This is a genomic window from Okeania sp. (assembly GCF_983059655.1).
In genome coordinates, this window is sequence record NZ_CEZPJD010000168.1 from 1 (window position 1) to 12229 (window position 12229).

A 12229-nucleotide genomic window follows, 5' to 3' on the forward strand; every position below is an offset into this window, starting at 1 on the left:
ACTCCCCCGCTCCCCTACTCCTTAAAAAAGACTTTTTCAGCAAGCCCTATGTATAGCATTGAGCGCTCAGGTATTGAAAATTTATAGTTTATTTGGATTTTAAATAATTAGGGTTTGCTGAATAAATACCTTAGCGGCAGCTTTGCGTCAGCAAAAGCATTGACTGATATTAGTTGTAGCATTTTTTTGTCTCAAAAAGCTGTATACAAGCAACAGGCAACAGGGAGATTAACGAATCTGAAGTTAGAAGTTATTTTTGTAACGGGGATTTGAGCAAGGCTCCAAAAATATTACGCCTTAAAAGGCGGGGTTTTAGAGGCATATTATTTTGATAAAAAATAGACTATTTCTATTAGATAACAGCTACTTTTGGGGACGATTCTTGCCTCTATTATTTCTATCTGTAAAGTGGGAATTTTTATTTCATATCAAATCCGTTTAATTCGGTATAAAAAAATATTCCATCTTTACCCAGAGCTGAAAGAATTCTGAGTTCTCTTCCCTTCTGAATTCTGGATTCTGTTTGCGGAGCATTCCGTAGGAAATTCTGATTTACTATACCTATTACCGAAAAATTCTGGTTTAAAGCCTCCCCTTTTAAGCTATCCCTGATAAGGAACTCCTGAAAGCCTTGTAGAAGTGTGGAGAGAGGGGGAGGAGGAGGGAGTAAGAATTTTGTCTACTTCTTTTCAAGGAGGGGTAATTCTAAATTCTAAATTCTAAATTATTAAAGCAGATAACAAATTTTTATACCTAATTAAACAGATTTTGTATAACCTACACTTCAAACTTCAATTTGTAACATGAAAATCATCATAAAATCCGTAGCTTACTCAGATATTTATACTATACAGCAGTTTCCGAAGCTATGAGGTACAGTTGTTTTTATTCTTTTCTTTTCCCTGTTCCTTGTTCCCTCAAACCTAAAATTTTGTACCTCATAACAACGGGAAACGCTGTATAAGTTATTTTCATTATCGGGAGTAAAATTCTCAGTGAAATGTTAAGCATAAATACTTACTGAATCATTGACTGCTATTAACCAATATAATTTTCTTCTTACTTTTGAATTTTAACTCTTGACTTATATTTTTATGCTGTGTTTTATAGCGCTACGCGCTAGGCAACAGGCAACAGGCAACAGGCAACAGTAAGCTGTTAGTGGGTTTGGTAGATTTAGGAATGTCCTAACCTAAACTTGTAGCGCTATATTGTGCGAAATGTAGGGAACACTATCTATAAAACATGATAAGGAGCAAAGCTTTAGAAATAAAGTTTATCCCTTACTCCTAATGCTTTACTCCTCATCAGTAAATTGTCAATTCAAAAACTCAGTCTACCTAAAAATTCATTTCAGCAGCTTGAACTTTCTCGACTTGTTTCTTCTTCAGAACTAACATAATCTGAGCTAGCATGACCAGAGCAAAGAATGCCATCAACCATTTAACTCGATTTGCATCTTGCAGGACAATTTCAATATCTTTTTGACCAAAACCACCGACATTAGGGTCATTTGTAATAACTTGACCAGCTTCAACAGTATCTCCTACAGCAACTAAAAGTTCTGGACCTGGAGGCACTGTATCCACAACAGTCTCACCATCAGTAGTTTCAATAGTAATTTGATTACCTACATATTCCTCAAAAGTAATATCAGTAATCTTACCACTAGCAGAGATGTTGTAAACAGTATTATTGCTCTTATTACCAGCAGGATAAACCTGACCACGACCTCGGTTTCCACCTACATGAATAGCATATTTACCAAAGTGGATAGATTTATCAGTGGCAGGATCTGGAGATAAAACCGGGAAAACAATCTCTTGATATTCTTCTCCAGGTATTGGCCCAACTAAAATAACGTTTTCTTGGTCTTCAGAGTATGGTTGGAAGTAAAGACCAGAAACTTCTTCTTCCCATTCTTCAGGTATTCTATCTTCAGGTGCAATTTTGAAGCCTTCAGGCAACATCAATACAGCACCTACATTTAAGCCACCTTTACTACCGTCACCCAAAACTTGTTGAACTTCAGTATCATAAGGAACATTTACCACAGCCTTAAATACTGTATCTGGTAGTACAGACTGAGGTACTTCTATTTCTGTAGGTTTAGCACCAAGGTGACAGTTAGCACAAACAATTCTGCCTGTAGCTTCTCTAGGAGTTGCTGGAGCAGTTTCCTGCGCCCAGAATGGATAGGCATTTGCTGCCTGGGGATGGACTATATCACTAGTAAGGAATAGGGCTATAGTTGCGATCGCGACTACCATCATCTTGGCGATCGCCTTAGTCATACTGCCCCACATTGCCGATCGGTCTATTTTTGACATCAGTTGTTCTGTCTTCTCTCAAAATCAAAAACTTCTACAAATTTTATGACGTTCTCCCCCGCTATAGCGCTAGCCTAACGAGGGCTTCCCTCCCTCACGAAAAAGGGCTTCCTGCTTCCAAGGTTGAGTATCCTCGCGCGCGTCAACAGGCAGCAACGATGAGACCCACCGCCGTTTTGTACTGTCCAGTTCTGTACTCACCTAGCTACCTTCCGTGATTTTACCAACTAATAGGAAATTACTAGGACTTCACCAGTTGAACCCCATATCTTAAGTTGTCTCGGTCCTGAAGTCAGGTGCGTATTACCGCTACTTGATTTGGGGATTAACCATAGCATAATTGAGGTTACTTTACTTTAGAGATGAGTTTTTTGCAGGTAACAACTCCCCTCCTGTTAAATCGGAGATTATAAAGGGAGACACCTCACAACATTTAGTTGGATTCACTGATTGCTTACCAATCAAAAATCTCTTAACTATCTCTCAACTTTTAGCAGCTCTTGGTAAAAGCCCCCACGATTACGCTGGATGGTTGAGTCGGGGTTAAAATCCCCCTTCTCAAGATAAAAAAAACGATTCTACTGAGTGCTGACCGCTTCTTTAAGTCCACCAAGGGTTTTCTCCGGTGCGGAAGTCTGTTTCTTCCCACTGGGTGAAGACCAGTTTATCATCACTAACATTGGCATGGACTAATGCCAAAGACAAAGGTGCTGGCCCCCTAACTACTTTCCCTGTACTGTCGTACTGAGAGCCATGGCAGGGACAGATAAATTTATTTTCACTACCATTCCAAGGGACTACACAGCCTAAATGAGTACAAACTGCATTTAAACCATAGTTAGCTAAAGTTTGATCTCCTTCAATCACTATGTAGGTAGGGTCTCCCTTTAGACCTTGTGCCAGAGTTCTTTCTCCAGGATTGTGATTGGCCACAAAGTCACTAACAATAATATCGTTACCAAGGGCATCTTTGGCGGTCACTCCACCACCTGTACCACCACTGGATGGAGGAATAAAGTAGTTAACTACTGGATAGAGTGCTCCTAGAGCGACCCCGGTCACAGTGCCAAAGGTGAGAAGATTCATAAATTGGCGACGTCCCATATCGGGTACATCTGGTGTTCCTTCTGCTTGAGCCATGAATAGATTGAGTGTTTTTTATTAATTTACGTTTGGTGTTTTTGAATTATGTGCAGACGAATGATAATTGCTGTTAGTCTGCGACCACAGCCAAGCTTACAATATTTTGTTAAACAAATTGCAACTTAAAACCATTTCCTAATTATTATTACATTATATAAACTACCCGGCATCAAATCAGAGATTATGATGCGGGCTTTTCGCAGTCCTCCAGTATATCCCATGTAGTCGGCTGTTTTGGCACAAAATCAAGACTGCTAACCTCACAGGATAACCAGGGACTTCCAGGCTGGTTTACACTCAACCCTAAAGCAGCTATATTTTTGACACCATTATAATCAGCATCCCCTTTCCACCCACAATGAAAGCAGTGGTAGTTTTTACCCTTCCTATATATCGTTCCTTTTGTTGGACTTATATGCAAACATTTGTGGTAAGTAAGGCTAGTATATGCTGGATTAACTAATATTAATTTCACGCCACATAACACACATTTATAAGCAAGAAACATTCTGAACTGATAAAAAGCCCAACTATTATATAATCTTCTTTCTTTCTTCTTGGTTGCTGATTGGTTCTGTTTCTAATATTAGTTAAATCTTCTATGGCAATAGATATTAGTGGCTGCTCTTTTGACTAAATAAGTTGTTATTTCGTGGTTAACGTGTTTTTGAAAGCATCGCTCTTTTCCTGAAAAATGTTGCTGTAGTTGCCTACATTTCCTGCGATTACTACGAGTGCCTTTAGATGCTTTTCTTTGTATAACTTCTCTGATTTAAGAATAATTATTTCTCTTAGAAGTTATATTTTTACCTGACCATGATTCACCTTCAGAAGTTGAGGCTATATCTAGCCTACCTAAATCAATTCCTATTATTTTATTTGTTGACTTTGGCTCCGGAGCAATATGATTAACATGAATATTTATATAGTAAGCTCCATATTTTATTTTAGTTAAGACTGCTGAAGTAGGCTTACTACCTTTTAATATTCCACGTTGATAATTACCTACATAATAACTCAAACTTTGTGGGCTTACTCAAAAGCTTTAAACTCACAATCCATTTTTTTGTATCTAAACTAAATGTTCTACTGTCGTAATCAACTGATGTTGGTGCAAAAGTTAATTCTTTTTTAATTATGATTAGTAATAAAAGTTTTTTCGATTAGAAAATACTCGTCTAATAGCGTGAATTTTAGTTTGTGCTGATAACTGAAACTTTTCTCTAACTTTATCGTACATTAAAGCTTGAATTGCTACACTATTTGTCAGTTTTTTTTCACTGTTTTTGTGTATATACTGAAAAGCATTAGCAAGCATTTTCATAGTGGCTTCTATTTCTTTTGCCAGTTCTGGGCTGACCTTCAATTTACAGAATATAGTTGTTATGTGCTTTATTATTATATGATACTTCAAGTGGTAAATGGTGAAAAATATCAATCAACAATGAAGCTTCATTTTATTTGAAATTAAAAATTCCTCCCGGTGCTGAATCACAGATGACAACGTGGGACTCCTTTTTGAAATTTAGTTGAACTTTGATTGTTCTTTTCATTAAGAAATGTAAATGTTGTGATGGTAAGGTCTATGACTAGATAATTTAGATTTATAAATATAGTATAAATTTTAACTTTTAGAGACTTGTTAAATAGTTAGTTTTTCCCAAATTAACTATTTAACTTGAAAATTTACGCAAAAACACTACATAATCCTAAATAAAACTATAGTGCCACACTACATTTAGTGTTTATATCTCAAAACTGTAGAAGTTATAATCTATCTAAAATCTAAAATATATGATAACTGGCAAGGAATTACATCAACTATTACTAGACAAGTGGGGTAAGTCTTATGATATTCAACTACGGCGGACAAAAGGCAAAATATTTGTGCAGGTGATGTGGAAGTACCTTGAACAAGTATCTTTTCCGATGACAGAAGTAGATTATTTGGCCCATCTAGATGCAATAGCCACCTATATCAATGGTTTTGGTGGTGTAGAAACTGTTAAGAACTATATTGACAATACAAAAGAAAGACCTAGACTAGGTAAAGCAGTTAGTATTCCTCTAGACTTAGGTGAGAGAGCTTCAGAGTGGATGGTAGAAGAATTTTAACCAGAGGTCGCTCAAAACACTACAAGATTCTTCGGCCCAGTAACACATCTCTATCTGGGTGTATTAGGGCAACTTCTCCATCATCCATCACCACACCTAAAACTAGGACCTCAGACATAAAGTTAGCGACTTGACGTGGTGGTAGGTTTGTCACTGCTAGTATTAATTTGCCCACTAAATTTTGAGGAATATAGAGTTTTGTTAATCCTGCGCTAGACTTTTTGATGCCAAATTCACCAAAATCTATCCACAGTTTGTAAGCTGGTTTTCTGGCTTCTGGAAATTCTTCTGTAGTAATAATTTTCCCTACTCTTATTTCTATTTTCTCAAAGTCAGAATAAGTTATTTTTGTCATTTTTTGACTGTTCCTTATTTGAATTAAATATCAGCTTTTAGTTTAATATTTATCTAATACCAATTTTATAAAATATTGCTAAAGTCACGATACTGGTAACAGCGTAACTGGAAGCACCGGAGCTGGGGAAAGGAAAAGAAAAACATCATAAAAAATATGAAAAAATATTGATTTTTTATAATTTATGGAATGGATAGTTTTTTATAGTAGGAATAAATCACACATTAAGATGTAATATCAATTTGATATAGCAACCGCTTGATTTCTTAGGACAAATAGTGCAAGCATCTTGCTCGCGTCATAAATAATCATGATTACCCCATGTCCTAACTATAGTGACGACTGCTATATATAGGGTATAGGTTAAACTATTTATCAATATTAGAATATGATTAGGTAGTTGCTACACTTTTCCTGAGAGTAGATTTATTATTTTTAAATCCTTTAAACAATATAAATAACAGAATATAAATTATAAATGAAATATAGCAATCCTAAATAGGTTGTGGCAAAATTCCATACTGAAAAAGTTTTGGGAAATCAAATATTTGACCATCTGCAAAAAACCTAAATAGCCACTTAACTACTTTAAAATAACTGCAAAGATGATAGAATTGTCTAATAAAATTTTTGCCTTGTAACCAAATATCTTCAACAGGGTTTTGTTCAGGAGCATTTGGGGCAAATTTTGTACAATTTATCAACCATTCCTCTTCTGGTAAGTCTTGATTAACTAACATCAAATATTCTCGAAATTCTTGGGACTTATGATAAGTTGCTCCATCCCAAAATATTGCCAATCTTTTACCAGGCCTTTTCTGTTGCAAATATTTGATAAATTCAATAGTATTTTCAGTATTTCCACTATTAAATTCTTGCACAATAAATTCCTTAGTTTGATAATCTAATGCTCCATAATAAGTTTGTCTTTCCTTTTCATTTTTAATGGGAATTTCTATTCTTTTATCTGTTGTGCCCCAAGTATAGCTTAAGAGGTGATCCCATAAAAAATGACATTCGTCAATCATAAAAACTGCAAGCTTTCCAGCTTCTATTTCCGGTTGCCATTTAGCCAACAATTCCTCTATTTCTTTTTTTTTTGCTTTCACTAATTAATCATTTTTAGCTGGATTCTTTTTTTGAGTTTTTTTCCAACTTATTCCTGCTTCTTTGAATAGGTTATAAGAACTTTGATTAGACTCAAAAATCACATCGTATTGCTTCTGTAAATAGTGCGCGTAAATCTGATAATCTCAGATAATCTTGTGCCTTCAACCACTCAATCAAAATTATTTAATTATTAATAATTATGGTTTAAAGCAATTGAAAGATTGAGAGATAATTAAAAGTTTCTACCAAAATACACTCCTTTAATCTTAGTAAAAATTATTCATTATTTGCTGATAGCTGACTGCTAACAGCTGAATACTTACTTTGATTTTTCCTCTCCTCATTTATTAAGTAAACTGAGTTTAATATGAATTGGATATTTATAGAAATAAAAAATATATTTAGCCTATTGATTCAAATATTTCAAACAGAACTATTTGAATTAGGGAATCAATCATTTTCCATTAAGAATATTACTGAAATAATTTCCTTAATTGTTTTAGTAGTATTTTTCTCCCGCACAATAAAAAAGTGGCTGAAAGAATGGATATTAGTTAATTTAGGAATCAAAAAAGGTACAAGAGAAGCCATTGCTGCCATCATTAATTACATAATTACAATAGCTGGCATCTTAATTGTGCTTCATAATGCAGGTATTGACCTAACATCAATTACCGTAATTGCTGGTGCTTTAAGTATTGGTATCGGTATTGGCATGAAAAATATTATTAGTAATTTTGTTAGTGGTTTAACAATTTTGATTGCTCAACCAATTAAAATTGGAGATTTTATCGAAGTTGATGATTTATCAGGAATAGTAGAAAAAACCTCAATTCGTTCAACCGTAATCAAAACTATTGATGGTATTTTTGTAATTATTCCTAATAATTTTTTAGTAGAAAAAAATATTATTAACTGGAGCCATAAAGATTCGACTTCTCGCATACATATTCCTATTGGTGTTGCCTATGGTAGTAATACAGCATTAGTAAAAAAAGCACTTTTAGATGTAGCTATAAAAGAGAAAAAAGTTTTATCAATCCCCTCACCAAAAGTTTGGTTTAAAGGATTTGGAGATAGTGCCTTAAATTTTGAATTATTAGTCTGGATTAAATATCCTCATCTCATAGATGAAATTAGAAGTTATTTAAATTTTTCAATAGATTCAGAATTACGCTCTCTGAATATTTCTATTCCTTTTCCCCAAAGAGATTTACATATTCGCCAGATTAATGATTTAATTCAAACATATCAAAAAGCAGAGTCAATAACTGTTGAAAAAAATCAAAAAAAACTTTCAACTTCCTTGGTAAAAAATATAGCAAAAACTAAAAAAAATCCCTCAAAATGGAATTTACGAGATTTATTACGACAGATTAGTTATTTCCAGAATTGTAATAACATTGAATTACGAGATGTCATTGAAAATGGATATAGAAAAATTGTTCCTCGCAGTGAAATAATCTGTCTAGAGGGAGAGCCAGGAGACTCATTTTATATTATACTTTCGGGGTCGGTAGAAGTATTTTCAGCGAAAGCAAATAAGTATATTACAACTAGATATGCAGGAGAATTTATTGGAGAAATGTCACTAATATTAGGGATTACTCGTACAGCGAGTATTCGTGCTATGGAAGATACAATTTTATTTGTAGTAGACCGAGAAAATTTACACAATCTTTTAGCAAAACACCAAAGACTAGCAGACAAAATTTCTGAAGAATTATCCCGACGTTTAGAGACTTTAAAAAACTTAGGATTATTAGATAGCGAGGAAAATTCCCAAGAAACAGCAATGATTTGGATTCGGAATCGAATTTATACTTTATTTGGTATTTAAAAAATCAAAGCTTGAAGAAGGAAGGTCGCTAAATAGATGGAAAAAATCGCTCAAACTTAAGCAGAGAAATAATTACAACTGTTTAATACTTTCAATCGCTAGAACCTTTATTTATCAAGAGTTTTGAAGCTTTTTTAAGTTATAAAGCGACAAGTCTATTATTATAGAATCAATATTTTCATCCTTAAAGGCATTTATGAAGTATTGCAGGAGTAACAAGCAAGTTTAAACCTTTTTATTATCAGCTTTTTACCCAATATCACTCAAGCAAAAATTAGTGTGGGGATGAGTTATTAACCTATTGATCTGCGATCGCTCCCTACTCCATACTATCAGTCTAAATACTTACTCAAGTTTTACCATATTTGCGTACTACATTTTGTCGTATGGAATGTAGGTTTAAAGTATCGTTAGTTAACAATTTAAGGAAAACGAGAGATTAGAGGATCAGAAAATAGAGAAATTAGCCACGCATTTGCCGATTTTGAGCGCCGATAAGTGTGATTAAACTTTGTCTAAATATATGCTTCAATTCCCTCAAAGCCACAAAAATTCGTATTTTTAACCTTTAAGAATAATTGATAAATTTGGGGAAAATCGCTGGCTTAAGCGTGGAAAATTCTCCCCTACTCCCTACTCCCCTGCTCCCCCTCTACCTTAAGCAAGAATGAAACTGCCCTACCGTCAATGGGGGTGCTTAAAATTGTTTGGAGTTTGTAGACAGGAAGTGCCGTGTCGAAGACTATCCATAAGCAATTTTTCCTTCTGCCTTCTGTCTTCTTCAACGTCCTATCAACTTGACAACAAAACTACCACTCAGATAAAGAGCAACTACTGCACCACCTAATAAACTTTGAGTTAAAGGGTCAGTTGAAGGAGTTAAAACTGCTCCTAAAACTGCTGCACCTAACAATACATATCTCCAGCCAGAAAACATTTGTTGAGAAGAAACAATTCCTGAAATACCTAACAAGAATTGCAGAATCGGAATTTGAAATGCTAATGCTGTACTAAACATTAATAGCAATACAAATTCAAAATATTGTTCAATTGACCAAGCTTGTTCTACTACTTCCGATCCATAACTAATGAAAAACTTCAAAGCAGCTGGTACAATTGCAAAATAAGCAAATACTAATCCCAATCCAAATAAAACTGTAGAACCTAAAAAAATAGGTCCGAGAAATCTTCTTTCTCTAATAGTTAAACCTGGTAGAACAAACTTAACTATTTGATAAAGTATAAATGGACTTGCCAAAAGAAAACCACTATAAGCAGCTACTTTAATAGTTACAAAAAAATATTCTCCTGGAGCCAATTGGAGAAACTTTACTCCGTGGGCAGGAACTTCTAGGAATTGGACAATAGGTTTAACTATAATGAAGCAACTAATAATACCTACAACTCCTGCTATTAGAGAATAAAATATTCGCATCCGTAACTCTTCAAGATGGTCAAATATAGACATTTCCACATCATCAGGAGATTGATCGAGATAATCATCATCTTCTGAATTTTGTTGGCGATCGCCTAGTTGGTCTGTGTTACTGGGCCTAATTTCAGGATCTTTCAAACTTACAGGTGCTAAATTTTGATTATCTGAACCCTCTGGAGGAGTGCTAGTTTCTGGAGGTGTCATATCCGTTTTTGATTTTAGATTAGTTTATATAAAATTTCTTATTTTCCACAGTGTAGACCATTGTACCGGGATTAAGTAAGAAAATTCATCTTCTCATAGTGTAGTTTGCGGGTAATTTAGGTCTATTAATCAGCCTTGAAAAGAAGTCAAAGTCACGAAAACAAGAAAAACTGATTATTTATAGCTAAAGATTAATTGCTATATTTAACCCATCTATAATTTTGCCTAAATCACAGTTAATAGAGTTGGCAATAAAAATCTTGGAGCCAAATTATGTTTAACAAAAGATGGAAAAAAAATCTGATTTTATCTTTGTTATTTATATTAGTATGTATCAGTAGTATTACGTTAAATATTCTTATACAAAAACAACCAGCATTTGCTCTGCAAGAATCAGAGTGGGATGAATTATTAGAAGAACGAGCTGTCAAAGAAGTTGTAAATAGAATCGAACAAACTTGGGAAAAAGCTTATGAAAATTACTTTGGTGTTAATCTCTCAGATTTTACATTAACTGCTGAAACTATCGCTAAACAGCTTGATTTATGGAAATTTCAAACTGATAAAAACCCTGCGGTTGTTTGGGTGTGGCCAAGAAGAAAAACAATACAGTTAGTATTAATTACTCCCAATCAAATACCAGTTATATACAATGTTACTGATCAAGAGCGAAAGACTGTATTAAATACAGCAAAAATATTGGCTGGGGAAATCATAGATCCCAGAGGACGTCATACAACCTCATATTTAAAACCTGCTCAACAAATTTACCAGTGGATAGTAGCTCCTATCGAATCAGAATTAGAAAAGCAAAAAGTAGATACAATTATTTTTTGTTTAGGACCTGGTTTACGCAGTTTAGCATTATCAGCACTACATGATGGAGAAAAATTTCTCATAGAAAAGTATAGTATTGCTCTAATTCCTGCCTTTAATATGATTGAAACTGAGTATAATTTCAGAAAAAATATGCAAGTATTAGGAATGGGAGCATCAGAATTTATCGACCATCAATCTTTACCAGCCGTACCAACAGAATTAAAACAAATTACACAAGAATTTTTCCCAGGCAAAGCATTTATCAACCAGGATTTCACAGTAAAAAATTTACAATACCAACGACAAAAACATAAATTTGGAATTATTCACTTAGCTACCCATGCTGAGTTTAAATCGGGCAAACCCAGTAATTCTTATATTCAATTTTGGCATCAAGAAAAGCTCGAGTTAGATGATATTAGAAATTTGAAATGGCATCAACCAAAAGTAGAATTGTTAGTACTAAGTGCCTGTAAAACTGCAGTGGGAGATCGACAAGCAGAATTAGGTTTTGCTGGTTTAGCTGTACAAGCTGGAGTTAAATCTGCACTAGCAAGTCTTTGGTATGTTAGTGATGTAGGAACTTTGGCATTAATGAATGAATTTTATCAACATTTTAAACAAATTCCACTGAAAGCAGAAGCTCTAAGACAAGCACAAATAGCAATGTTAAAAGGAAAAGTAAATTTGAAAAAAGGTGAATTATATGGTTCTGGTAGTAGCGTAAAATTGCCACAAGAATTAGCAAAATATGGAGATGAAAATTTATCTCATCCTTATTATTGGGCAGCTTTTACTATTATTGGTAATGCTTGGTAATTTAGCAACTTTTTCTCAAAAAAAGTCATACCTAAACAAACATCTACAAAATGTCTAGG

The 12229-nt window shown here is 34.2% G+C and carries 9 protein-coding genes and 2 pseudogenes; 3 read left to right on the forward strand and 8 right to left on the reverse strand.

Annotated elements, in window-relative coordinates; all coding sequences use genetic code 11:
- Positions 1-1340: 1340 nt before the first annotated feature.
- The 5 genes and pseudogenes from petA to AC3DU7_RS11790 form a co-directional block, all read right to left on the reverse strand.
- Positions 1341-2330, reverse strand: a complete 990-nt coding sequence (gene petA, locus AC3DU7_RS11770; RefSeq protein ID WP_488039537.1) for a cytochrome f — start codon at positions 2328-2330, stop codon at positions 1341-1343.
- A 600-nt stretch (positions 2331-2930) separates the two neighbouring features.
- Positions 2931-3470: a cytochrome b6-f complex iron-sulfur subunit gene (gene petC / locus AC3DU7_RS11775; protein WP_488039538.1), complete on the reverse strand. Its 540-nt coding sequence runs from the start codon at positions 3468-3470 to the stop codon at positions 2931-2933.
- 184 nt (positions 3471-3654) lie between these two features.
- Positions 3655-4038: pseudogene (locus tag AC3DU7_RS11780) on the reverse strand (zinc ribbon domain-containing protein); the annotation flags it as partial.
- Between the two features lie 207 nt (positions 4039-4245).
- Positions 4246-4494: a hypothetical protein gene (locus AC3DU7_RS11785; protein ID WP_488039539.1), complete on the reverse strand. Its 249-nt coding sequence runs from the start codon at positions 4492-4494 to the stop codon at positions 4246-4248.
- A gap of 120 nt (positions 4495-4614) precedes the next feature.
- Positions 4615-4839, reverse strand: coding sequence for a hypothetical protein (locus AC3DU7_RS11790; RefSeq protein ID WP_488039540.1), 225 nt, complete (start codon positions 4837-4839; stop codon positions 4615-4617).
- 431 nt (positions 4840-5270) lie between these two features.
- On the opposite strand from AC3DU7_RS11790, the gene AC3DU7_RS11795 reads away from it, so the two are divergent.
- Entirely contained in the window at positions 5271-5588 is a 318-nt protein-coding gene (locus AC3DU7_RS11795; RefSeq protein WP_488039545.1) for a DUF3067 family protein, read from the forward strand.
- A gap of 19 nt (positions 5589-5607) precedes the next feature.
- Here the strand turns inward: AC3DU7_RS11795 and AC3DU7_RS11800 are convergent, their stop codons facing one another.
- Together AC3DU7_RS11800 and AC3DU7_RS11805 are read right to left on the reverse strand one after the other, a co-directional pair.
- Positions 5608-5943, reverse strand: a complete 336-nt coding sequence (locus AC3DU7_RS11800) for a tRNA-binding protein (RefSeq protein WP_488039541.1) — start codon at positions 5941-5943, stop codon at positions 5608-5610.
- A gap of 494 nt (positions 5944-6437) precedes the next feature.
- Positions 6438-7227, reverse strand: a pseudogene (locus AC3DU7_RS11805) (IS630 family transposase); the annotation flags it as partial.
- Positions 7228-7420: 193 nt separating this feature from the next.
- On the opposite strand from AC3DU7_RS11805, the gene AC3DU7_RS11810 reads away from it, so the two are divergent.
- Positions 7421-8893 carry a mechanosensitive ion channel domain-containing protein gene (locus tag AC3DU7_RS11810; RefSeq protein ID WP_488039542.1) on the forward strand — a complete coding sequence of 491 codons (1473 nt, stop codon included), beginning with the start codon at positions 7421-7423 and terminating at the stop codon, positions 8891-8893.
- Between the two features lie 781 nt (positions 8894-9674).
- Here AC3DU7_RS11810 and tatC read toward each other — a convergent pair.
- Positions 9675-10532, reverse strand: a complete 858-nt coding sequence (tatC, locus tag AC3DU7_RS11815; RefSeq protein ID WP_488039543.1) for a twin-arginine translocase subunit TatC — start codon at positions 10530-10532, stop codon at positions 9675-9677.
- A gap of 273 nt (positions 10533-10805) precedes the next feature.
- Between tatC and AC3DU7_RS11820 the strand changes: the two genes are divergently transcribed.
- The gene (locus AC3DU7_RS11820; RefSeq protein WP_488039544.1) at positions 10806-12170 is read left to right on the forward strand and encodes a CHAT domain-containing protein; all 1365 of its coding nucleotides are present in this window, start codon (positions 10806-10808) and stop codon (positions 12168-12170) included.
- The last annotated feature ends 59 nt before the right edge of the window (positions 12171-12229 follow it).